Annotated in this window: 19 protein-coding genes; 14 read left to right on the top strand and 5 right to left on the bottom strand. The window is 67.5% G+C overall.

Going from position 1 to position 19,887, the window contains the following annotated elements:
- Positions 1-7: 7 nt before the first annotated feature.
- From tolR to BGO82_RS13355, 4 genes are read left to right on the top strand one after another with little or no spacing between them, the layout of a single operon-like run.
- Positions 8-451 carry a protein TolR gene (gene tolR, locus BGO82_RS13370; protein WP_366246954.1) on the top strand — a complete coding sequence of 148 codons (444 nt, stop codon included), beginning with the start codon at positions 8-10 and terminating at the stop codon, positions 449-451.
- 3 nt (positions 452-454) lie between these two features.
- Entirely contained in the window at positions 455-1,480 is a 1,026-nt protein-coding gene (locus tag BGO82_RS13365; protein ID WP_291306102.1) for a hypothetical protein, read from the top strand.
- A gap of 29 nt (positions 1,481-1,509) precedes the next feature.
- Positions 1,510-2,823 (top strand): Tol-Pal system beta propeller repeat protein TolB, encoded by a 1,314-nt coding sequence (gene tolB, locus BGO82_RS13360; RefSeq protein ID WP_291306101.1) that lies wholly within the window; start codon positions 1,510-1,512, stop codon positions 2,821-2,823.
- Positions 2,823-3,470 carry a 5'-methylthioadenosine/S-adenosylhomocysteine nucleosidase gene (locus BGO82_RS13355; RefSeq protein ID WP_291306100.1) on the top strand — a complete coding sequence of 216 codons (648 nt, stop codon included), beginning with the start codon at positions 2,823-2,825 and terminating at the stop codon, positions 3,468-3,470. The genes tolB and BGO82_RS13355 overlap by 1 nt, the downstream gene beginning before the upstream one ends.
- On the opposite strand, the gene BGO82_RS13350 is transcribed toward BGO82_RS13355, so the two are convergent.
- Both BGO82_RS13350 and BGO82_RS13345 read right to left on the bottom strand, forming a co-directional pair.
- Positions 3,471-3,788, bottom strand: a complete 318-nt coding sequence (locus tag BGO82_RS13350; RefSeq protein ID WP_291306099.1) for an addiction module antidote protein — start codon at positions 3,786-3,788, stop codon at positions 3,471-3,473. It abuts the gene before it with no gap.
- A gap of 1 nt (position 3,789) precedes the next feature.
- Positions 3,790-4,074, bottom strand: coding sequence for a type II toxin-antitoxin system RelE/ParE family toxin (locus tag BGO82_RS13345; protein ID WP_291306098.1), 285 nt, complete (start codon positions 4,072-4,074; stop codon positions 3,790-3,792).
- Positions 4,075-4,271: 197 nt separating this feature from the next.
- On the opposite strand from BGO82_RS13345, the gene pal reads away from it, so the two are divergent.
- From pal to BGO82_RS13315, 6 genes are all read left to right on the top strand, one after another.
- Positions 4,272-4,754 carry a peptidoglycan-associated lipoprotein Pal gene (pal, locus tag BGO82_RS13340; RefSeq protein WP_291306097.1) on the top strand — a complete coding sequence of 161 codons (483 nt, stop codon included), beginning with the start codon at positions 4,272-4,274 and terminating at the stop codon, positions 4,752-4,754.
- 191 nt (positions 4,755-4,945) lie between these two features.
- Positions 4,946-5,896 (top strand): tol-pal system protein YbgF, encoded by a 951-nt coding sequence (ybgF, locus tag BGO82_RS13335; RefSeq protein WP_291306096.1) that lies wholly within the window; start codon positions 4,946-4,948, stop codon positions 5,894-5,896.
- On the top strand, positions 5,884-6,891 hold the full coding sequence (tilS, locus tag BGO82_RS13330) for a tRNA lysidine(34) synthetase TilS (RefSeq protein WP_291306095.1): 1,008 nt from the start codon (positions 5,884-5,886) through the stop codon (positions 6,889-6,891). Before ybgF ends, tilS begins: the two co-directional genes overlap by 13 nt.
- Before the next feature lie 136 nt (positions 6,892-7,027).
- Positions 7,028-8,962, top strand: coding sequence for an ATP-dependent zinc metalloprotease FtsH (gene ftsH, locus BGO82_RS13325; RefSeq protein WP_291306094.1), 1,935 nt, complete (start codon positions 7,028-7,030; stop codon positions 8,960-8,962).
- Positions 8,963-9,160: 198 nt separating this feature from the next.
- Positions 9,161-10,504, top strand: coding sequence for a phosphoglucosamine mutase (glmM, locus tag BGO82_RS13320; protein WP_291306093.1), 1,344 nt, complete (start codon positions 9,161-9,163; stop codon positions 10,502-10,504).
- A gap of 245 nt (positions 10,505-10,749) precedes the next feature.
- Positions 10,750-11,442 carry an outer membrane beta-barrel protein gene (locus BGO82_RS13315; protein WP_291306092.1) on the top strand — a complete coding sequence of 231 codons (693 nt, stop codon included), beginning with the start codon at positions 10,750-10,752 and terminating at the stop codon, positions 11,440-11,442.
- A 58-nt stretch (positions 11,443-11,500) separates the two neighbouring features.
- On the opposite strand, the gene BGO82_RS13310 is transcribed toward BGO82_RS13315, so the two are convergent.
- Positions 11,501-12,637, bottom strand: a complete 1,137-nt coding sequence (locus tag BGO82_RS13310; RefSeq protein ID WP_291306091.1) for a crosslink repair DNA glycosylase YcaQ family protein — start codon at positions 12,635-12,637, stop codon at positions 11,501-11,503.
- A 107-nt stretch (positions 12,638-12,744) separates the two neighbouring features.
- Here BGO82_RS13310 and BGO82_RS13305 point away from each other — a divergent pair, with 107 nt between their 5' ends.
- Positions 12,745-12,999, top strand: coding sequence for a hypothetical protein (locus BGO82_RS13305; RefSeq protein WP_291306090.1), 255 nt, complete (start codon positions 12,745-12,747; stop codon positions 12,997-12,999).
- A 1-nt stretch (position 13,000) separates the two neighbouring features.
- Here BGO82_RS13305 and BGO82_RS13300 read toward each other — a convergent pair whose 3' ends face one another.
- Positions 13,001-15,064, bottom strand: coding sequence for an ATP-dependent helicase (locus tag BGO82_RS13300; protein WP_291306089.1), 2,064 nt, complete (start codon positions 15,062-15,064; stop codon positions 13,001-13,003).
- Between the two features lie 111 nt (positions 15,065-15,175).
- Between BGO82_RS13300 and BGO82_RS13295 the strand changes: the two genes are divergently transcribed.
- Both BGO82_RS13295 and BGO82_RS13290 read left to right on the top strand, forming a co-directional pair.
- Positions 15,176-16,426 (top strand): patatin-like phospholipase family protein, encoded by a 1,251-nt coding sequence (locus BGO82_RS13295; protein ID WP_291306088.1) that lies wholly within the window; start codon positions 15,176-15,178, stop codon positions 16,424-16,426.
- A gap of 186 nt (positions 16,427-16,612) precedes the next feature.
- Entirely contained in the window at positions 16,613-18,073 is a 1,461-nt protein-coding gene (locus BGO82_RS13290; RefSeq protein WP_291306087.1) for an MDR family MFS transporter, read from the top strand.
- Between the two features lie 9 nt (positions 18,074-18,082).
- Here BGO82_RS13290 and BGO82_RS13285 read toward each other — a convergent pair whose 3' ends face one another.
- Positions 18,083-18,532 (bottom strand): group III truncated hemoglobin, encoded by a 450-nt coding sequence (locus BGO82_RS13285; RefSeq protein WP_291306086.1) that lies wholly within the window; start codon positions 18,530-18,532, stop codon positions 18,083-18,085.
- A gap of 148 nt (positions 18,533-18,680) precedes the next feature.
- Between BGO82_RS13285 and BGO82_RS13280 the strand changes: the two genes are divergently transcribed.
- The gene (locus BGO82_RS13280) at positions 18,681-19,853 is read left to right on the top strand and encodes a phosphoserine transaminase (protein ID WP_291306481.1); all 1,173 of its coding nucleotides are present in this window, start codon (positions 18,681-18,683) and stop codon (positions 19,851-19,853) included.
- Positions 19,854-19,887 lie beyond the last annotated feature (34 nt).

Raw genomic sequence — 19,887 nt, 5'->3', positions numbered from 1 at the left:
CATGGCGATGGCAGTCGCACAGGGCGGGAGCGGGCGGCGGCGCGGGCGGCGGCGCGGCGGCAAGCGCCCGATGGCCGACATCAACGTCACCCCGATGGTCGACGTGATGCTGGTGCTGCTCATCGTGTTCATGGTGGCGGCGCCGCTGCTCACCGTGGGCGTGCCGATCGACCTGCCGCAGACCAAGGCCAAGGAGCTCAACACCGACAGCAAGCCGATCACCGTGTCGATCACGCCGGCCGGCGACATCTATCTGGGCGACAAGGCGAGCTCGATCGATACGCTGGTGGCCGATATCACGGCGCAGGCGCCGAACGGCACTGACGAGCGTATCTATGTGCGCGGCGACCAGACCGCCAATTACGGCGCGGTGATGAAGGTGATGGGCGTGCTCAGCGCCGGCGGCTTCTCCAAGATCGGCCTGATCACAGCCCAGGATCAGGTGAAATAGGCCATGAAGGCCGGTGTCACCACTTCGGCCCTCGCCCACGCTGCCCTGCTGATCATCGCGATCGTCGGGCTGGGGTCGGCCAAGCCGCTCGAGCCCGAAGTGGTGGAATCGATCGCCGTCGACCTGGTGCCGATTTCCGACATCACCAACATCCGGCAGGGGTCGCTCGACAGCAAGGTGGTGGAGACCGAGACGCCGGCGGTCACGCAGAGCGACAAGCCGGCCGAGGTGGCGCAGAAGACCGGCAACACCGACCAGGACCAGCCGACGCCCGAGGAAACGGCCAAGGCCACGCCGGCGCCGGTGACCAACACCGCGCCCAAGCCGGTCGAGGCGCCGCAGCCCAAGCCCGAGCCGGAGCCCGATCCGACGCCCACGCCGGTACCGCAGCCGGTCGCCGCGCCGACGCCCGAGCCGGCGCCGCAGGAGGCGCAGCCGCAGCAGGAGGTGGCCGCCGCCACCGCGTCCGCGGCGCCGGCGACGCAGGTGGCGCCGATGCCGGCGCTGCGCCCGGCGCAGTTGCAGAAGGCGCCGGAGAAGCCGCAGCCGGTGCAGAAGACGGCCGAGGTGACGCCCAAGAAGGCCGACACCCCCAAGAAGCAGACCGAGCAGGCCAAGACGCAGCCCAAGGAGAGCGCCAAGATCGCCGACCAGGTCGCCGAGCTGATCAACAACGAGAAATCGCGCGGCGCCACCACCGGCTCCGGCGGCGCACCGACGCTGGGCAAGACCACCGGCCGCTCGGCCACGTTGACGCAGAGCCAGCTCGACGGGCTGGTGGCGCAGATCAAAGGCTGCATGAACGTGCCGGCGGGCGCCGCCGAGGCGGGCATCACGGCGCAACTGCATTTCAGCCTCGATGCCGCCGGCAACGTGATCGGCACGCCCGACATCGTCGGCGGCGGCGGGACGACGCTCGAGCGGGCGCTGGCCTCGGCGGCGCAGCGCGCGGTCATGCGCTGCGGGCCCTATGCCATGGCCCCGAGCCAGGAAGTTCAGGCTACATTCGACCCGCGCGAGCTGACGTGACGCGTGGACGGACCAACAAGGAGACGACGATGCATCCCATCACCCGGCGCCATCTGCTGAAGCTCGGCCTTGCTTCGGGCGCCCTGCTCGCCGCCGCGAATTCGCCGGCCGAGGCACTGGTCAACATCGTGGTGTCGGGCGGCAATTTCACGCCGCTGCCGATCGCCATCCCCGATTTCGGCGGCTCCGATCCGAGCTTCGGCCAGCAGATCGCGCAGATCGTGCGCGACAATCTCTCGCGCTCGGGGCTGTTCGCGCCGCTGTCGCCCGACCAGATGGCGGGAATTGTCGGCGATGTGAACACCACGCCGGCCTTTGCCGACTGGCGCGGCAAGAATGTCGACGCCCTGGTGATGGGCACGGTGGAACGCGGCGGCCAGATCCAGTCGAGCGTGCGCGTCTGGGACACCGCGGCGGCGCAGCAGGTGGTCGGCAATTCCTATAACGCCGATCCACAAAGCGAGCGACGCATCGCCCATATCGTCTCGGACGCGATCTACGCGTCGCTCGCCGGCGACAGCGGCTATTTCGACTCGCAGGTGGTGTTCATCGCCGAGAGCGGCCCCAAGGCCAATCGTCGCAAGCAATTGGCGATCATGGACCAGGACGGCGCCAACGTGCAGATCCTGAGCTCGGGCAGCTCGCTGACCATCGGGCCGGCGGTGACCCGCAACTATTCGATGGTCGCCTATACCAGCTACGACGCCGACAATCCGCAGGTCTTCGTGGCGCAGGTGGGCGGCAAGGCCAAAAAGCTCATCAACAACGCGCCGATGTCGTTCGCGCCGGAGTTCTCGCCGGATGGCGGGACGGTTGCGTTCTCGGTGAGCAACGGCGGCGTCACCAACATCTATGCTGCCGGCGTCAACGGCAGCAAGCCGGTGCAGCTCACCTCGGGGGCGGAGATCGACACGGCTCCGTCGTATTCGCCCGACGGGTCCAGAATCGTGTTCGAATCCGACCGGGGCGGACAGCCGCAGCTCTACGTGATGAGCGCCAGCGGCGGCGGTGCGCAGCGCATCTCGTACGGGCAGGGCATCTACTCGACGCCGGTGTGGTCGCCCAAGGGCGACCTCATCGCCTATACGCGGCAGTCGGGCGGCAATTTCCAGATCGGCACGATGAAGCCCGACGGCTCGGGCGAGCGCATCCTGGTCGACAGCTTCCATGCCGAGGGGCCGAGCTTCTGCCCGAACGGCCGCGTCATCATGTTCTTCCGCGATCCGGGCGGCGATTCCGGCCCGGGCCTGTGGACCGTGGACATCTGGGGCCGTAACGAGCAGCAGATCAAGATGAACACCTACGCCTCCGATCCCAATTGGGGGGCGCTCCGGACCTCCTGATGCCGTTCGCCAGCCGGCGGCCGGGCGTCGCCGACCTTCTCTATGTGATGGCGACCGAGCTCGAATACGGGCCGGAGCTGCGCGGCCGCATCGATCCCTTGATCACCGGTGTCGGCCCCGTCGAGGCGGCCGTGGCGCTGACCGAACATCTGACGCGGCTGGCGGTGGACGACCGGCTGCCGCTGCTGGTGGTGTCGCTTGGCTCCGCCGGCTCGGCGCAGCTTGAGCAATGCGGGCTCTACCAGGCGAGCGAGGTGAGCTGGCGCGACATGGACGCCAGCGCCATCGGCTTTGCGCCGGGCGTGGTGCCGTTCCTCGACCTGCCGGCGACGCTGCCGCTCGGCCCGTTCGTGCCGGGCGTGCCGATGGCGACGCTGTCGACCGGCGCGAACGTCGTTTCAGGGCACGGCTACGACGCCATCGTCGAGCATATGGTCGACATGGAGACCTATGCCGTGCTGCGCGCCTGCCAGCGCTTCGGGCTGCCGCTGATCGCGCTGCGCGGCATCTCCGACGGCGACAAGGAGCTGGGCGAGCTCGCCGACTGGACGCAGTATCTGGGCATCATCGACGTCAAGCTCGCCGACGCCGTCGACCGCCTGGAAGCCGCCGTGAACGACGGCACGCTGGACTGGAACGTCGCTTGACTATTCTGCCGCCTGCTTGGGCGGCTTGTCCCCGGAGCGCGGCTCGACGGAGAGCTTGAGGCTCAGCACCTTGGCGACGTTGAGGAGAACGGCAAGGTCGGGATCGGTGTCGTCGCTAAGGGCCTCGTAGAGTGCCTGGCGTGTGATCCCCGCCTCTTCGGCGATGGATGTCATGCCACGCGCCCGGGCAATGACGCTAAGCGCATGAGCGATATATTTGGCATCGCCGGTCTCGAGCGCATCGACCATGAGCTCGGCCTGTGACTCTGCGTCGTCGAGGAATTCCGAACCATCGAAGGGAATTGTCTTCAGCGGCATTCTAGTCCTCCGTCGCTAGCATTGTCGCCCGCGCAATGTCGGCATCCTGAGATGACTTGTCGCCACCGCACAGCAGCACCACCAGGACGTCGCCCTTGCGGGCAAAATACAGCCGATATCCGGGGCCGTAGTTGATCCGCAGTTCGCCAATCTTACCGAAATATTTGGCATCGCCGAAATTCCCCGCTTCCAGGCGAAGGATGCGCTGGTTGACCTTCTTGGCGGCACGACGATCCTTGAGGTCGATCAGCCAACGCCTGAATTCGATCGTTTGTTCGACCTTCATCGTCCGTAAACTCTAATGGGCAGCTTCCTGTGCTGCAACGGACTGCATGTTGTCGCATTGCAACACGGCGAAAAAGGCCGGAATTCCGCCACATTTGGGCCGCGTTGAGCGACAATTAACCATCCCCGCCAACCCGGCCTTAAGATAACGCCGAGTAAAAAGCGGCTTCCAATTTTCCGTGCAGGAGACCAACCCGGATGCGTTCTATGACGCCCATTCAAGGACTTTGGCGCGCAGCGGCGCTGGTCATTCTCGTCGTCGCCCTGGCCGCGTGCGGCCGCAACGGCACCGGCGTCGGCAATCTCGGGCCGGGCGGCGGCGCCCCCGGCAGCCAGCAGGAATTCCTCGTCACCGTCGGCGACCGCGTGTTCTTCGACACCGATTCGTCCTCGCTGACGCCGACGGCCACTGCCACGCTCGACAAGCAGGCGCAGTGGCTCAACCACTACAGCAACTACAAGATCCTCATCGAGGGCCACGCCGACGAGCGCGGCACGCGCGAGTACAACATCGCGCTCGGCGCCCGCCGCGCCTCGGTGGTGGTCAACTACCTGGTGAGCAAGGGCGTCAACGCCGGCCGCATCACCTCCAAATCGTTCGGCAAGGAACGGCCGGTGGCGATTTGCGACGACATTTCGTGCTGGTCACAAAACCGCCGTGCTGTGACGGTCATTCAGTAGCTGTGAGGGCGCGTCAGCGCCATCACGGAGGCATAAGCGCCGGGCGCCCGCGTAACTGGGTCCCGGCGCTTTCTTTTTGTCGAATTTGGCCGCTATTGAGACGGGCCTGGTTTCTGGCTCGTGTCGTTCGAAAACCATCCACGGAGATGATCGTGCGTCTATCCCTACAACGGGGAGCAAGGCGGGGGCTGATGGCCTTCGCGCTTGTTCTCGCAACGGGCGTGTTCGCCCCCGAATTCGTGTTCGCGCAAAGCACGCAGGAAGCGCAGCTCGCGGTGCGCGTGCAGCAGCTCGAGGACCAGGTGCGCACGCTCAACGGGCAGATCGACGGCCTGCAGTTCACGCTGACGCAGATGCAGACGCAGCTGCAGAAGATGCAGGACGACAACGAATACCGCTTCCAGCAGCTGGAAGGCGGGAAGGCGGGTGCCGGAAAAAAAACTGATGCGGCAACCCCCTCCGGCGGCGCGACGCCGTCCGGTGCGTTGCCGCAGGCCCCCACGGGCGAGCAGACCAATACCGCCCCGCAGCAGCAGACGAGCGGCGACGCCGGTGCGGCTGCGGCGCCGTCCAGCAGCGGGGATGCGGCCGCGGCCGACCCCAATGCGGCGATGGACAGCGACGGGCTGGGCGAATCGGGCGATCCGCTGGTCGGCAAGGGCGGCGGCGAGGCCGATCTCGGCACGCTGCCCGAAGGCAGTGTCAGCCAGCCGCTGAACCTCAGCCTCGACGGCAACCAGGATCTGTCGAACGGCGACGCCGAGGCGCAGTACAAGGCCGGGTACGACGCCATCATGCGCGGCGACTACGCCTTCGCCGAAGAGCAGTTCCGGCAGTTCATCGCGCTCTATCCCAAGGATCCGCAGGCGCCCGACGCCACCAACTGGCTGGGCGAGGCGCTGCTGCAGCGCCAGGCCTATGACGATGCGGCCGACGTGCTGCTCACCGGCTTCCAGAACTACGAGACCTCGCCGCGGGCCCCGGATCTGCTGATGAAGCTCGGCGTGGCGCTGGCCGGGGCAGGCGAGGGCGACACCGCGTGCCGGACCTTCGCCGAAGTGGTGAAGCGCTATCCCAAGCAGCCGGCCGCGTTCATGCAGCGGCTGAAGCAGGAGGAAAGCAAGGCGCGATGCCCGGCGTAAGCGAAGCCGAGATCGAGCTGCTCCTTGCGCCCGTGGCGCGGGCCGGCAAGCTGGCGCTCGCCGTCAGCGGCGGGCCGGACTCGCTGGCGCTGCTGCTGCTGGCGGCGCAATGGGCGCGCAGTCCCGGGCGGCCGGCGCTGGTGGTCTATTCCGTCGACCATGGCCTCCGGCCCGAGGCGGCGGAGGAAGTGGCGATGGTGCGGCGCGAGGCGGCAGCCCTCGGCCTGGAGTCGCGGGCCTTGCGCTGGGACGGCGACAAGCCGGAAACCGGGGTGCAGGCGGCGGCGCGCAAGGCGCGCTACGGCCTGATGGCCGCGGCGATGCAGCACGATCATGCCGAATACCTGCTGACGGCGCACCATCTGGGGGACCAGGCCGAGACGGTGCTGATGCGGCTCGCCCATGGCAGCGGCATCGAGGGGCTGCGCGGCATGGACCGCTTCGCCACGATCGAAGGCTGTCAGGTGTTCCGGCCGCTGCTCGCGGTCGAGCCGGCGCTGCTGGCGGACATCGTCGCCGCGGCCGGGCTGACGCCGGCGCACGATCCGAGCAACGGCAACCGGCATTACGAGCGGGTGCGCTGGCGGCAGCTGATGCCGGTGCTCGAGGAGCTGGGCCTCGATCTGAGGCGGGTGGGTGATTTTGCCGCGCGCATGGCCGATGCCGACGCGCTGCTCGCCGGCGAGGCCGGGCGCGCCTTCGCCGTGCTGGTGCATCTGGGGCCCGATGGCGACGCGCAGCTGCCGCATGCGGGGGTGGCCGCGCTCAACCGGGCGGTGGCGGTGCGGCTGCTCGGGCGCGTGCTGCGCACGGTCGGCGGCGAGCGCAAGCCCCACGCGCTCGGGGCGCTCGAAACGCTGCACGGCAAGCTGATGGGGCGGGTGCCGCTCAAGCCGACGACGCTGCATGGCTGCGTGGTCGCGAGCGACGGGGTGACTATCTCGGTCGTGCCCGAGGCGGCCCGGCGGACGCCGGCGCTCATGACGGCCGGTTAACTTCACCCTGCCACAATGTTGGACTTAATGGACCGGCTGGCGCACCCTGGCGCACTTGTAACGCTGTAGCGCGGGGCCTACATTTGCCCGAAATCCCGGCCCTCTCCCCCTTGGCCGGTCATCCAGGACAGGATTGATGAACGTCAATTTCCGCAACTTTGCCATCTGGCTCGTCATACTCTTCATGTTGATGGGCCTGTTCCAGGTGTTCCAGTCCACCACCCGGAACGTTTCGGTCTCCGACAAGAGCTACAGCCAGTTCATCACCGACGTGGATGCCGGGTCGGTCACTTCGGTGACCATCGTCGACAACATCGTGCAGGGCTCGCTGAAGGACGGCACCCGTTTCGAGACGGTGATCCCGCCCAATACCGACATCGTTTCGCGCCTCGAGGACCGCGGCGTGAACATCACCGCCAAGGAGCCGGATTCGTCGCCGTTCTGGTCGATCCTGCTGAGCTCGTGGCTGCCGTTCCTCGTGATCATCGGCGTGTGGTTCTTCTTCATCCGGCAGATGCAGGGAGGCGGCCGCGGCGGCGCGATGGGCTTCGGCAAGTCGCGCGCCAAGCTGCTCACCGAAACGCATGGCAAGGTGACGTTCGAGGACGTCGCCGGCGTCGACGAGGCCAAGCAGGATCTCGAGGAGATCGTCGAGTTCCTCAAGGACCCCGGCAAGTTCCAGCGCCTCGGCGGCCGCATTCCGCGCGGCGTGCTGCTGGTCGGCCCGCCGGGCACCGGCAAGACGCTGATCGCGCGCGCCGTCGCCGGCGAGGCCAACGTGCCGTTCTTCACCATCTCGGGCTCCGATTTCGTCGAAATGTTCGTGGGCGTCGGCGCCAGCCGCGTGCGCGACATGTTCGAGCAGGCCAAGAAGAACGCGCCGTGCATCATCTTCATCGACGAGATCGACGCGGTCGGCCGCCATCGCGGCGCCGGCCTCGGCGGTGGCAATGACGAGCGCGAGCAGACCCTCAACCAGCTGCTGGTCGAGATGGACGGCTTCGAGGCGAACGAGGGCATCATCCTCATCGCCGCCACCAACCGTCCCGACGTGCTCGATCCGGCGCTGCTGCGTCCCGGCCGCTTCGACCGGCAGGTCGTGGTGCCGAACCCGGACGTGCAGGGCCGCGAGAAGATCCTCAAGGTGCACGTGCGCAAGGTGCCGCTGGCGCCGGACGTCGACCTCAAGGTGCTGGCGCGCGGCACGCCCGGCTTTTCGGGCGCCGATCTCATGAACCTCGTCAACGAGGGCGCGCTGCTGGCGGCGCGGCGCAACAAGCGCTTCGTCACCATGGCCGAGTTCGAGGACGCCAAGGACAAGCTGATGATGGGCGCCGAGCGCCGCACCCTCAGTCTGACCGAGGAAGACAAGAAGCTCACCGCCTATCACGAGGCCGGGCACGCGCTGCTCGCCATCAAGATGGACGCGTCCGACCCGATCCATAAGGCGACGATCATCCCGCGCGGCCGGGCGCTGGGCATGGTGATGCGCCTGCCCGAGCGCGACCAGGTGTCGCTGACCCGCCGCAAGGCCTATGCCGACCTCGCCGTCGCCATGGGTGGCCGCGTCGCCGAGGAGGAAATCTTCGGCTACGAGAAGGTGACCTCGGGCGCCTCCGCCGACATCAAGATGGCCACGGGCCTCGCCCGCGCCATGGCGACGGAATGGGGCATGTCCGACAAGCTCGGGCCGCTGCTCTACGGCGACAACCAGGACGAGGTGTTCCTCGGCCGGTCGATGATGCAGCGTTCGACGCATATGTCGGACGAGACGCAGCAGATGGTCGACGCCGAGGTGAAGCGCTTCGTCGAGGAAGGCTACCAGACGGCGCAGACGGTGATCCGCGAGAACATCGACCAGCTCCACGCCATCGCGCAGGCGCTGATCGAGTACGAGACGCTCACCGGCGACGAAATCCGCAATCTGCTCAACGGCCAGCCGCCGGTGCGCGACGACGGTGCGGAGCTGGCGCCCAAGACCACGGGCGTGCCCACGGCCGGCCGGCCGGTGCGCAAGCGCCCCGACGCCGAGCCTGGCGACGCCGCGCCCGAGCCCAGCCCGGGCGGCTGAGTCTTGCTGCAACTCATGCCGAAAGGCCGCCGCGAGGCGGCCTTTTGCATGACTGCGGGCACCGGCGCACCCGCCGCAATCCTGCCGGACTGTCGGGGGATGTGCCGTGCCGCGATCAATTAACCGCGCGGCGGCTGGGGATTCCGTCTCTTGGGCAAATCGCGCTAACATGCGCCAATATTTGAGGGAGCTTGCACCATGGCACGGAAATATTTCGGCACCGACGGCATCCGTGGCCTCGCCAATGGCGACAAGCTCACGCCGGATCTGGCGCTCAAGGTCGGCATGGCGGCCGGCCTCAAATTCGTGCGCGGCGACCATCGCAACCGCGTCGTCATCGGCAAGGACACGCGCCGCTCCGGCTATCTGATCGAGAACGCGCTGGCGGCCGGCTTCACCGCGGTGGGGATGGACGTCTACTTCCTCGGCCCGATGCCGACGCCGGCCGTCGCCATGCTGACGCGTTCGCTGCGCGCCGATCTGGGGGTGATGATCTCGGCCTCGCACAACCCGTACGACGACAACGGCATCAAGCTGTTCCGGCCCGACGGCTACAAGCTCAGCGACGAGGTCGAGGCCGACATCGAGGATCTGATGCAGCAGGACCTGTCGAGCCGGCTGGCGCGCGGCCGCGACATCGGCCGGGCGCATCGCGACGAGGCGGCGCAGACGCGCTACATCGAATACGCCAAGCGCACGCTGCCCAAGAACATCGATCTCAGCGGCCTGCGCGTGGTGATCGACTGCGCCAACGGCGCGGCCTACAAGGTGGCGCCGATCGCGTTGTGGGAGCTGGGGGCCGAGGTGTTCACCATCGGCGTCGAGCCCGACGGCTTCAACATCAACGACAAGGTCGGCTCCACCGCGCCCGACGCGCTGCGCGCCAAGGTCAAGGAAATGCGAGCCGATATCGGCATCGCCCTCGACGGCGACGCCGACCGCGTCATCATCGTCGACGAATATGGCGAGGTGGTCGACGGCGACCAGCTGATGGCGGTGATCGCCGAATCCTGGCACGTGCGCGGCAATCTGCGCGGCAACGGGCTGGTCGCCACGGTGATGAGCAACCTCGGACTGGAACGCTATCTTACTTCGCTCGGCCTCGGGCTCGAGCGCACCGCGGTGGGCGACCGCTATGTGCTCGAGGCGATGCGGGCCAAGGGCTTCAATGTCGGCGGCGAGCAGTCGGGCCACATCATCCTGTCCGACTACACCACCACCGGCGACGGCCTCGTGGCGGCGCTGCAATTGCTCGCGGTGGTCAAGGAGGCCGGCATGAAGGTGTCCGAGGTCTGCCGCCGCTTCGACAAGGTGCCGCAGAAGCTCACCAGCGTGCGCTACAAGGCGGGCAAGCCGCTCGACCACAAGCTGGTGGTGCAGGTGATCGCCGAAAGCCGCGATCGTCTGGGCAAGGAGGGGCGCCTCGTCATCCGCGAATCGGGCACCGAGCCGGTGATCCGGGTGATGGCCGAGAGCGACGACGCCGGGCTGGTGGACGCCGTGGTCGACCAGATCGCGGCGACGATCAAGCAGGTGGCGTGAACCGGGCAGTCGGCGATCGGCAATCGACAGTCGAAGAACAGTCGTTCGTGCCGCTTTATTGCCGACCGGTCCAGTAGTTCTTCTGCCCGACAGCAATTCGATTGCCGACTGCCGAATACCGACTGCGCTCGCACGTTAACCTGCTGTTAGGGTTACGAATTAGGGTTAAGTGAGCTTTAAGAAAGCAGGTCTAGTCTTGGTATCGATCGACGGGTGTCGTCGTGATGAACCAAGGATTTTGTGACATGCGTATTCTGCTCGCTGCGCTGATGGTGGCCTTCGCCGCCCTGATCGGCGCCCCGGCCCGCGCGGCCGACCTCCCCGACTATCCCGACGTCCAGGTCCCCGAGGTCGACTACGGCCTGCAGGGCGGCTTCTACCTGCGCGGCAGCGTGGGCGGCAATCTGATGTGGGCGCAGGAGCATATCAGCACCTGCGGGTGCTTCGGCGTCGCCACCGGCGCCGGCTATGGCTACTCCGTCGGTGCCGGTTTCGGCTACGAGGCCGGCAACGGCCTGCGCGTCGACGGTACGCTCGACTATCTGCAGAACGACAATCTGACCGACGGCAACTATTCGTTGCACCTCAAGGGCGCCGTGGCCCTCGCCAACGTCTATTACGATTTCCCGCTGTCGGGCTCCGGTTCGGCCGGTGGCGGCTTCGGTGCCTATGTGGGCGCCGGTGCCGGTGCGACCTTCTACAATGCCAGCGTGACCGGTCCCGCACCGACCCCGGCCGACGGCAAGGGCTGGACGCCGACGATGGCGGCCATGGCGGGCGTCACCTACGACGCCGGCAGCTGGGTTGCCGATCTGGGCTACCGCATGCTGTACCTGCCGAAGATCAGCAACTACTCGACGCTGCCGAACGACACCTACTACGTCAACGACAGCACCATCCACGAAGTCCGCGGCACGCTCCGCTACCGCTTCCACTAAGCGCGAAGACGACACCCTTCATCGCAGCGGCGCCCTCGGGCGCCGCTGTTGCTTTGGCTCAGTCGCCGAGCTGGAACGCCTCGAAGCGGTGCAGCTCCTCCTCGATGCGCGCCCGCAGCGGCCGGCTGGCCCTGCCGGTCCAGTGCCAGCTCTGCAGCAGCATCCTGCCGGCGGTGCGGTCGGTCTTCAGATCCAGCATCGCCTCGATCCGGTCGCCGACCAGCACCGGCAGCGTGAAGTAGCCGTATTTCCGTTTCGCCTTGGGCACGTAGGCCTCGAACAGATGATCGTAGCCGAAGAACAGGCGGGTGCGCTTGCGGAAGATGATCAGCGGGTCGAAGGGGCTGAGGATGTGCACCAGCGGCTCCGGCGCGGGCAGGGGCGTTTCAAGGATGGCAGCCGTCGTCCAGTGCGGCACGCCCTCCACCTCGACCGGCAGCAGCTCCTTGCGCCGCACCCGCGCGTCGATCCGGGCCTTGATGGCGGGGCGGATGTATTTGCGCGCATGCACGATCGAGTCGACGTTGACCACGCCCTGGCTCCGCAGCGCCGTGTCGATCAGATAGTCGAGCCCCTGCCTGTCGCTCGCCGGCCTGGGAACGGCCTCCCAGCCAAAATGCCGTTCCAGCAGCTCATAGGTCTTGAGCATGCCCAGCCGCTCGGAAATGGCGACGACGCCGTTCCAGAAGGCGAGCTGCAGGGCGCCCTTGCTCGGCTTGCGGCTCGCCCACAGATGCTCCTTTTCCACCAGCACGTCGTCCTCGATGTCGCGGATGGTGATGGGGCCGCCGTCGCGGATCAGGCGGAGGACGCGACGGTAGTCCGCCGGCGCCACCGTCTGGCCCCAATAGTGCGGCTCGCGGCGATGCTGCAGCATGGTGCGGCGGAAGATCGGGAAGTCGCGGACGGGGACATAGGCCAGCGCGTGCGTCCAGTACTCGAACACGGTCTTGTCGACGCTTTGCAGGCGGTGCAGATCGGCGCGGCGGTAGGCCGGGATGCGGCTGTAGAGGATGTGGTGGTGGCAGCGCTCTATGACGTTGATGGTGTCGATCTGCACATAGCCGAGCTGTTCGATCGCCGCCAGCGCCGCGGCCGGGCCCTTGCCGAACGGCGCCCGGGCGTCCAGCCGCTGCGCGTGCAGCCACAGCGCGCGGGCCTGCGCCAGGGGCAAATCTGCCGGTTTTACGGGCATTTCGGCCCCGGATTCGGGTCAGCTTTATGCATATTGGAAGAAATCCGGCATCAGTCTATAGTGAAGGTGTGTTCTAGTACCGCGGCGTACCGCAAGGATCGCGTTCCATGTCTACGACGGCTATTTTCATCGTCATCTATGCCCGCAGCAAATGGTGGATCGACCTCAATGGCAAGGCCAAGGGTCCCTTCCTCAGCCGGGAGAGCGCCGAGCTCGAAGCCATCACCCTCGCCAGCAACTTCGCCAAGGACGGCCGCCGGGCCGAGGTGCAGGTGGCCGAGCCGGGCCAGAAGAACCACATCGTCTGGCAGAGCGCCGATCCGGGCATGCTCGGCCGCGCCGCCGCGCTGGTGAACCACTAGCCTACTTCGCCCACATGTTCCGCATCTCGGCCTTGAGGTCGAGGCGCGGCGCGGCGTTCACCGGTGTCAGCGCCAGCGGCTTCAGCGGCGGCCACAGGATGTCGTCATAGAGCGGCAGCATGGCGCGGCTGATGAAGCGGGTGCGCTGCGCGTAGAGGTGGCGGTCGCCGTGCCGGGCCTGCTGCGTCACGAAGAAGCGCTGCGGCATCACCAGATGCAACTGGTCGCGGGCGCGCGTCATGGCCACATAGAGCAGCCGGCGTTCCTCCTCGAGCTCGTGTGTCGAGCCGGTGCCCAGGTCGGACGGAATGCAGCCGTCCACCGTGTTGAGCACGTGCACCGAGCGCCATTCCTGCCCCTTGGCCGAATGGATGGTCGACAGGATCAGATAGTCCTCGTCCTTGCTGCCGGCGCCGGAGAGATCCGAGCTCGCGTCCGGCGGGTCGAGCGTCAGCTCGGTGAGGAAACGCTCGCGGCTCGGATAGCCGGCGGCGATCTGCTCGAGTTGCAGCAGGTCGAGCAGCCGCACCGCGGCATCCTCGTGCGCCGCCTCCAGCACCGGCTCGTACCAGCTCCGCGCCCGGCCGAAGGCGGCGGGCCAGTCGCGTGCGCCGGCAAGATCGGCCAGCACCGCGACCAGCGCGTCCCAGCCCTCGGCGCGGGCAGGGGCGGGCATGCCGCCCAGCGTCGCCAGCGGGTGCGGCGTCTCGTCCATGGCGTCGAGCACCTTGCCGGCGATGCCGGGGCCGACGCCAGGCAGCAATTGCAGCACGCGGAAGCCGGCGACGCGGTCGCGCGGATTTTCGGCCCAGCGCAGCAGCGCCAGCATGTCCTTGACGTGCGTGGCATCGAGGAATTTCAGCCCGCCGAACTTGACGAACGGGATGTTGCGCCGCGTCAGTTCGATCTCGAGCGGCCCCGAATGCGACGAGGTGCGGAACAGCACCGCCTGGTCCTTGAGCGCGAGGCCGCCCTCGCGCGCCACCAGCACCTGCTCGACCACGTAGAGCGCCTGCGCCGGCTCGTCGCGCACCGTCACCAATTGCGGCTTCAGGTTCGACTGCCGCTCGGTCCACAAATTCTTGGTGAAGCGCTCCTCGGCCTCGGCGATCACCGCATTGGCGGCGGCGAGGATCGGCGCGGTCGAGCGATAATTGCGGTCGAGCGTGACGATGTCGGCGGCCGGCGCAAAACTGGAGGGGAATTCCAGAATGTTGCGCACCGTCGCGGCGCGGAACGAATAGATCGACTGCGCGTCGTCGCCGACCACGGTCAGGCCCGCGCCATCCGGCTTCAGTGCCAACAGGATCGAGGCCTGCAGCCGGTTGGTGTCCTGGTACTCGTCGACCAGCACGTGGTCGAAGCGGCTGGAAAGGTCGGTGGCGATCGCCGGCTCCTTCACCATCATCGCCCAGTAGAGCAGCAGGTCGTCGTAATCGAGCACGTTCTGCCGCTGCTTGGACGCGACATAACCTGCGAATAGGTCACGGAGCTGCGGCTCCCACATCGCCGCCCAGGGGAAGGCCTCCTTCAGCACCTCGGCCAGCTCGGCCTCGGCGTTGACGGCGCGCGAATAGATGGCGAGGCAGGTGCCCTTGGTCGGAAAGCGCGACTTGGCCTCGTGCAGGCCGAGCTCGTGCCGCACGAGGTTGAGCAGGTCGGCGGAATCCTCGCGGTCGTGGATGGTGAATTGCGGGTCGAGCCCGACATTGGGCGCGTAGTCGCGCAACAGCCGTGCGCCGATGCCGTGGAAGGTGCCGGCCCAGCTCAGCGCATCGGTGACGGCGCCCGACGAGGTGCCCATCACCTGGCCGGCGATGCGCTCGACCCGGCGCGCCATCTCGCCGGCGGCGCGGCGCGAAAACGTCATCAGCAGAATGCGGCGCGGATCGGCGCCGTTGACGATCAAATGCGCGACGCGATGCGCCAGCGTGTTGGTCTTGCCCGAGCCGGCGCCGGCGATCACCAGCAGCGGCCCGCCGATCGTGCCGCTGCCGGCGCCATGTTCCACGGCGCGGCGCTGCTCGGGGTTGAGGCGGCTGAGATAGTCGATCTGGGCGAGCACGGTCGAATCAGGCGGTTGGCAGGAGGGACAGACTGACCTTATTCCCGTTTTGTTCGCAATCTGGTTAAGGCGGGGCTTGCCAGCGCCGCCCGCCGGCCGCTAGCCAAAGGCATGCCGGCCTACCAGCCAGATCCCGAAAGCTCGCGCGACCGCCATCTGTTCGGGCCGGGTCCCAAGCGCATCCTGGCGCTCAGCGGCGGCGGCGTGCGCGGCGCCGTCACCGTGGCCTTCCTCAAGCGCATCGAGCAGATCCTCGACGAGAAGGCCGGCGTGCCGGTGCGGCTCGGCGACTATTTCGACCTCATCGGCGGCACCTCCACCGGGGCGCTGATCGCCGGCGCGCTGGCGGTGGGCTACCGGGTCGACCAGATCACCAGCTTCTACACCGAGCATGCCGGGCTGGTGTTCCAGCCGCGCGGCGGGCTGCAATTGCCGTTCCTGCAATCGAAATTCGACGTGCGCGGGCTGCGCGAGCAGCTCGAAACCGTCATCGGCGACCGCCGGCTCGGCACGCCCGACCTGATCACCGGCTTTGCCTGCGTCACCAAGCGCATCGACACCGGCTCGGTATGGGTGATCTCCAACAATCCGCGCTCGCCCTATTGGGACGACGGCGACGACTACATCGGCAACAAGCACTATTCGCTGGCCAATCTGGTGCGCGCCAGCACCGCGGCGCCGCAATATTTCGACCCCGAGCTGTTGCCGATCAGCGCCGCCGATCTGCCGGCCGGGCTCGAGGGCGAGGCCGGGGTCGCCGCGGCGCTGACGGCGCTCGGCGCCGAGCCGATGCAGACCGGGTGGGGCGAGGGCGGCGTCGACTGGAGCCAGTATGGCCTGTTCGTCGATGGCGGCGTGTCGCCCTACAACAATCCCAGCCTGGCGCTGCTGCAGCTCGTGTCGCTCAAGGCGTATGGCCTCGACTGGCCGCTGTCGCCGGGCCAGCTCAGCATCATTTCGATCGGCACCGGCCGCTTCCGGCCACGGCTCGCACCCGACAGCCTCGGTTTCGGCCGCGTCCCCAAGCTCGCCGTGCATGCGCTGATCTCGATGATGGCCGACGCCGAAAAGCAGGCGATGACGCTGCTGCAATGGCTGGGCGAGACGGCGCGGCCGCGCCTCATCGACAGCGAGATCGGCACGCTGGCGGGCGATGCGCCGCCGGGCGGCAAGCTGTTCCGCTTCGCCGGCTACGACGTGCAGCTCGAGCCCGACTGGCTGAAGCAGGAGCTCGGCTACGACGCCGATGCCGAAGCCATCCTCGGCCTGCGGCGCATCGACAATGCCGGCGCCGCCAAGGACCTCTACGAGATCGGCCGGCGCGCCGCCGAACGGCAGGTCCTCCCCGAAGACTGGGACTGATGCCGGGCGACGGGGGATTGATTGACGGCGGGCCGATGTCGGCCTAGAGGCTCCGGCACCTGCGCAAAGTCTTCGAGGTCGCGCCGCAGCGCCGGCGGATGCCGGCATTTCATTTTCCCGCGCGTCGCAGCATCGCCCCGGATCGGCCGGAGGCAGCTCGCGCGCTGCCCCGACGGACATATGCCCATGGACCAGGTCGCCGCCCCGACCCAACTGACCGATCGCGATCGCACCATCACGATGATCGGCATCCTGACCGCCATGCTGCTGGCGGCGCTCGATCAATCCATCGTGACCCCGGCGATGCCGACCATCGGCGGCGATCTCGGCGATCCGCAATATCTGCCGTGGATCGTCACCTCCTATCTGCTGACGGCCACGGCGGTGGCGCCGCTCTATGGCAAGGTGTCCGACATCTACGGCCGGCGCGGCACGCTCTATGCGGCGCTCGGGCTGTTCCTCGTCGGTTCGGTGATCTCGGCGCTGTCGCCCAACATCTTCGTTTTGATCGGCGGGCGCGCCGTGCAGGGCATCGGTGGCGGCGGGCTGTTCGCGCTGTCGCAGATCCTCATCGGCGACATGCTGCCGCCCAAGGAGCGCGGCCGCTATGCCGCCTGGATCTCCGGCATGTGGGCGGTGGCCGGCATCGCCGGGCCGCTGCTCGGCGGCACGCTGGCCGAATGGCACTGGTCGCTGATCTTCTGGCTCAATCTGCCGCTCGGCGTGGTGGCGATGATCGTCATCAACAATCCGCTGAAAAAGCTCCACACCGCGGCGCGGGCGCACAAGCTCGACTATCCGGGCGCCGTGCTGCTGGTGGTGGCGACGGCGTTGCTGCTGCTGATGCTGAACTGGGGCGGCGCCACCTATCCCTGGGCGTCGCCGGTGATCATCGGGCTCGCGGTGGTGTCGGTGCTGCTGTTCGTCGCCTTCGGCTTCCGGCTGGCGCGGGCGCCCGAGCCGCTGGTGTCGCTCGAAGTGTTGTCCAACAAGATCGTGCTCGCCGGCTCGTTCGGCATGTTCATGGTGGCCGCCGCCAATGTCGGGCTCGCCGTCTATCTGCCGGTCTATGCGCAGGCCTGGCTCGGGCTGTCGCCGGCCGGCTCGGGCTATGCGCTGCTCGGCTTCTTGCTCGGCACCACGGTGGGCGCCACCTTCAGCGGCCGGCTGACGCTGCATGTGGTGCACGTCAAGCGCATCGCCGTCATCGGCGCCATCGTTTCCGGCCTCGGCCTCATCGCGCTCGGCCTCATGGCGTCGCAGACCTCGGTGGTGGTGCTGGAAGCGCTGCTGACGGTGATTGGGCTCGGCCTCGGCGCCACCTTCCCGGTGACCACGGTGTCGGTGCAGAACGGCGTCGACCAGAAGCATCTGGGCGTCGCCACCGGCATGCTGACGTTCCTGCGCTCGCTCGGCAGTGCGCTGGGCGTCGCCGTGCTGGGCGCCATCGCGCTCGGCTATTCCATTCCGTTGGGCGCCGAAGCCGGCGGCCTCAAGGCGAGCCGGATCGCCGACGCGTTCCCGTTCTCGGTGCTGTTCTACACGCTGGCGGCGATGATGCTGGCGGGCTCGGCGATCAACGCGCTGATGCCGCACAAGCCGCTGCGCGGCCGGGCCGAAACGCCCGCGCCGGCACTGGCGGAGTAAGCATTCGCGTCAGGCCCGCATCAGCCGCACGGCCAGCGAATCTTCGCCGCGGAACTGGGCGATGCGGATGCGGAAGCTGTAGCCGATGCGCTCGGCGCGATCGACGAAGATCGCCGCGATGTGCGGCGGGCACAGCTCGTCGGCGGTCTGCTTGAACAGCGTCAGCCAGCGCTGGAAATGGCTATCGTCGAGCTCGGGGATGGCGAGATGCTTGGGCATCGGCCGGCCGGTGTATCGGCGGGTGCCGAGCAGCATCGACGACCAGAAATCGGTGATGGTCTGGATGTGCTCGGGCCAGTGGTCGGCGGCGATGACGCGGTTGAACACCGGGCCGAGCACGTCGTCATGGCGGGCCTTGCCGTAAAAGGCCGACACCACGGCGCTGACCATCGCCTCGTCCAGGCCCTCGGGGATCATCTGGCCGGCGGGAGTCATGCGTTGCAGCGGCGTATCCGTCATGGCGCCTATGTAGACGCAGGTTCAACCAGGTGCCAGCGCCGCGCTGCCGCACCCCTCTTGCGCGCCGGCCCGGAGCGGAGTATCAGCCGCGTCAGGACATCTTGCCCTAACGCAAGACTTTCGACCTGGGAGGGTCGCCATGGCTGATATGCCCCTGACCGCGCCGGCGGTGAAACCGGCCAATCCAAACTTTTCTTCGGGTCCGTGTGCAAAGCGTCCAGGCTGGACGACCGATGCGCTCAAATCCGCACTGGTCGGGCGCTCGCATCGCGCCAAGCCGGCCAAGGCGCGGATCGAAAAGGCCATCGCGCTGACCCGCGAGCTGCTCGAGGTGCCGGCGGATTACCGCATCGGCATCGTGCCGGCGTCCGACACGGGCGCGGTCGAGATGTTCCTGTGGTCGGCGCTGGGCGCCCGCGGCGTCGACATGCTGGCCTGGGAATCGTTCGGCGAAGGCTGGGTCACCGACGTGCAGAAGCAGCTCAAGCTCGACAATGTGCGCGTGCTCAAGGCCGATTACGGCTATCTGCCCGATCTCAAGCAGGTGAATTTCGACAACGACGTGGTGTTCACCTGGAACGGCACCACCTCGGGCGTGCGCGTGCCCAATGCCGACTGGATTCCGGCCGACCGCAAGGGCCTCACCATCTGCGATGCCACCTCGGCGGCCTTCGCGCAGAACCTCGATTTCAAGAAGCTCGACGTCGTCACCTTCTCCTGGCAGAAGGCGCTGGGCGGCGAGGCGGCACATGGCGTGCTGATCCTCAGCCCGCGCGCGGTGGAGCGGCTCGAGACCTACAAGCCCGACCGGCCGCTGCCGAAACTCTTCCGCCTCACCAAAGGCGGCAAGCTGATGGAAGACATCTTCGAGGGCGCCACCATCAACACCGTGTCGATGCTGTGCATCGAGGACGCGGTGGATGCGATGGAGTGGGGCAGGTCGGTCGGCGGCCTCAAGGGCATGCAGGCGCGTGCCGATGCCAATTTCAAGGTGCTGGCCGACTGGGTGGCAAAGACCGACTGGATCGACTTCCTGGCGCAGATTCCGGAAACCCGTTCCAATACCTCGGTATGCTTTACCATCGTCGATCCGGCGGTGAAGCTGCTCGATGCCGACGGCCAGGCCGCCTTCGCCAAGGCCATCGTGTCCCGCCTCGACAAGGCCGGCGCCGCCTACGACATCGGCGGCTATCGCGACGCCCCGACCGGCCTCCGGATCTGGGCCGGCTCCACCGTCGAGGCCGCCAATCTCAAGGCGCTCACCGAGTGGCTCGACTGGGCCTTCGCCACCGAGAAGGCCGCGCTCAAGGCCACCGCCTGACTTTACGTGAATGGTGAATGGTCAATGGTGAATG

The organism is Devosia sp. 67-54 (assembly GCF_001899075.1).
Taxonomy (GTDB): Bacteria; Pseudomonadota; Alphaproteobacteria; order Rhizobiales; family Devosiaceae; genus Devosia_A.
This window is presented reverse-complemented; position numbering and strand designations above follow the sequence as displayed.